The organism is Nocardioides sp. NPDC057767, assembly GCF_042798275.1.
Classification (GTDB): Bacteria; Actinomycetota; Actinomycetes; order Propionibacteriales; family Nocardioidaceae; genus Nocardioides.
Genome location: NZ_JBHVKJ010000127.1, coordinates 1 through 1,475, shown reverse-complemented (window position 1 = coordinate 1,475; position 1,475 = coordinate 1). Strand labels below are relative to the sequence as shown.

General features: G+C 66.1%; 1 protein-coding gene. It reads right to left on the bottom strand.

The window, feature by feature from the left end; all coding sequences use genetic code 11:
* Window positions 1–36: 36 nt before the first annotated feature.
* Window positions 37–1,083, bottom strand: coding sequence for an IS30 family transposase (locus tag ACFVDI_RS28650; RefSeq protein ID WP_378912272.1), 1,047 nt, complete (start codon window positions 1,081–1,083; stop codon window positions 37–39).
* Window positions 1,084–1,475: the final 392 nt, after the last annotated feature.

Genomic DNA, 1,475 nt, shown 5'->3' with positions numbered 1-1,475 from the left:
CGGCGGATTCTAGGGGTCCTTGCAACACCTGATGACCTAAGTGGCTGTCAGTAGATCACGCAGACGCTCGGCTGGGGTATCCCAGTCGAGCGTTTTGCGTGGTCGGGCGTTGAGTTCCTGGGCGACGTGCTCGAGGTCTTCGGCCCCGTGGATGGACAGGTCGGTGCCTTTGGGAAAGTACTGACGTAGCAGGCCGTTGGTGTTCTCGTTCGACCCGCGCTGCCACGGCGAGTGGGGGTCGCAGAAGTAGACCGGTACGTTCGTGGCGACCGTGAACTGTTTGTGGGCGGCCATCTCGCAGCCTTGGTCCCAGGTCAACGAGCCACGCAGGTGGGCGGGCAGCGACCCGATCAACGGAACCAGCACGTCACGGACTTCCTCGGCGGTGTGCCCGCCCGGGAGGTGTCCGAGCATCACGTATCGGGTGCTTCGCTCGACCAGGGTCACGATCGCGGACTCGCTGCGGGTGCCGACGATCAGATCGCCTTCCCAATGACCGGGCACAGCACGGTCCTCGACCTCTGGTGGCCGCTCAGAGATCATCACCATCGGGTCGATGAACCGCGGTGTGCGCTGGTCGGGCTGCTTGCGTGGTTTGCGGCGGGTGCGGCCAGTCCGCAGCGCTGCGGCCACCTCGCGCCGTAGACCGCCACGGGCCTGGAGGTAGATGGCTTGGTAGATCGTCTCGGCGCTCACACGCATGCTCTCGTCGTCGGGGAACTCTTTGACCAGAGCGTGGCAGATCTGCTCGGGCGACCAGTGCACCGCGAGCTTGCCGGTGACGAACTCGCGCAGCCGACCGCCCGCAGCGAGCTTGCTGTGCTTCGGCCTGGCACGGCCTGTGGCCCAGCCCCGCTGAGCAGCGTAGGGACGGTAGACACCATCGACTGACCGGTTGTCCAGCTCCCGCTTGATCGTCGAGGCCGGCCGACCTAGCTGCCGCCCGATCTCGCGCAGCGAGGCCTTGTGCCGACGCAGGTCTGCGATCGTCTCGCGCTCTGCCAGTGTCAAGAACCGCGGATGCAGATCTGCTTCCAACACCGTTATCGCCGGCGCTCGCCGCGCATCCACGTGGGTGGTCATCCCCGTGTTGTAATCCACCCGACGCCCATCAGGACGAAGGCGCGAGCCGTTGCTCTTCCGGATCCCTTTGTCCCAGTCCTCAGCGGTCCGCTCGTGGATCCCAACCTGGGCAGCAGCTTCACGCCGCCGAACCCCTGAGGAGCGCAGCCGGTCATACTCCGCACGCCCTGGATGCCCGCCCCTGCCGCCAGGCGTGCCCTGACCACGCATCCCGGCCTTCCGCGCCCACGCATAGGCCGTGTTCCGGTTCATCCCGACCACACGCGCAGCCGCCGAGACACTGCCACCCTCACGATCCAGCGCCTCGAAGAACCGAACCTTCAACTCCGCAGACAACACGATCCCCGCAACTCCTGAAACTCAGGGTGTTGCGGGGATCGCTAGAGCCCGTC